This window comes from Actinoalloteichus spitiensis RMV-1378 (assembly GCF_000239155.1).
GTDB lineage: Bacteria > Actinomycetota > Actinomycetes > Mycobacteriales > Pseudonocardiaceae > Actinoalloteichus_B > Actinoalloteichus_B spitiensis.
Window position 1 is genome coordinate 1 of the sequence record NZ_AGVX02000870.1, and the last position, 939, is coordinate 939.

At 73.1% G+C, this 939-nt stretch carries 1 protein-coding gene; it reads left to right on the forward strand.

Annotated features, from left to right (window positions below; translation table 11 throughout):
* The coding region (locus ACTIDRAF_RS31580) for a magnesium transporter CorA family protein (protein WP_016701596.1) at positions 1 to 806 on the forward strand (806 nt) is incomplete at its 5' end.
* Positions 807 to 939: the final 133 nt, after the last annotated feature.

A 939-nucleotide genomic window follows, 5' to 3' on the forward strand; every position in this document is an offset into this window, starting at 1 on the left:
CAGGCCCCACCGCGCCAGCCGGCAGCGGGGCCGGGGCCGGCGACGCTGGCGAGCGGGCCGAGCCTGACGGGAGGTCCCCGGCGGCCGGCGGCCAGGGCGACGGCACGGACCGGATCCACCTGTCGGAGGTGGACGTGTTCGTGACGGCCAACGCGCTCGTCACGGTCCGCCGTTCTCCCGGCCTGGACCTGGACCGGCTCCGGGAGCGGTGGGACACCGGCCCCGGTCGCGAGGGGCAGACGGTCGACTCCCTGCTGTACGGGTTGCTCGACGTCGTCGTCGACGGGCACTTCGACGTGGTCCAGTCCTTCGACGACCGGCTCGAGGAACTGGAGGCGATGCTGTTCGAGGAGCACACCGACATGCGCCGGGCGCAGCGCGTCGCCTTCCGGACGCGGAAGGACATGTTGGCGGTGCGGCGGGTTGTGCTGCCGATGCGCGAGGTGCTCAGCGGCGTGATGCGGGACCCGGGCGGGATCGTCGGTGGCCGGATGACGCCCTACTACCAGGACGTCTACGACCACGTGCTCCGGGCGACCGAGTGGTTGGAGGGGGTGCGGGAACTGGCCAGCACCCTGCGGGAGACCCAGTTGGCGCTCCAGGGCAACCGGCTCAACGTGGTCATGAAGAAGGTGACGAGCTGGGCGGCGATCATCGCGGCGCCGACGGCGATCACCGGCTTCTACGGCCAGAACCTGCCCTATCCCGGCTACCTGGACCACGGGGGTTTCGCCACGTCCTCGATCCTGATCGTGGTCACGTCGGTCGCGCTCTACCTGCTGTTCACCCGGCGGGGTTGGCTCTGACCGGGGTCGGGGTGGCCGATCGTCCACCGTGCTCGACCGGCAGGGGCGGGCGCGGCCGGCGGGCCGGGGCGCGGTACCCGGCGCCGCCGACCAGCTCCGCCGGGCTCGCCACCGGCTCCGCACCGGGGAGCCC